1 rRNA gene is annotated in these 246 nt (G+C 47.6%); it reads right to left on the reverse strand.

Annotated elements, in window-relative coordinates:
• Positions 1-202 (reverse strand): 16S ribosomal RNA (locus H5090_RS20655); the annotation flags it as partial.
• Positions 203-246: the final 44 nt, after the last annotated feature.

Below are 246 nucleotides of genomic sequence, written 5' to 3' on the forward strand. Positions count from 1 at the left end.
CCCCCTTTGGTCCGTAGACATTATGCGGTATTAGCAGTCGTTTCCAACTGTTGTCCCCCACCTCAAGGCATGTTCCCAAGCATTACTCACCCGTCCGCCGCTCGTCAGCAAAGTAGCAAGCTACTCTCTGTTACCGCTCGACTTGCATGTGTTAGGCCTGCCGCCAGCGTTCAATCTGAGCCATGATCAAACTCTTCAATTAAAAAGTTTTATGTCTTTCGACAGCTCAATGAATTCTGAATTTTT

The organism is Pseudoalteromonas sp. SR43-5, assembly GCF_014163835.1.
GTDB lineage: Bacteria > Pseudomonadota > Gammaproteobacteria > Enterobacterales > Alteromonadaceae > Pseudoalteromonas > Pseudoalteromonas distincta.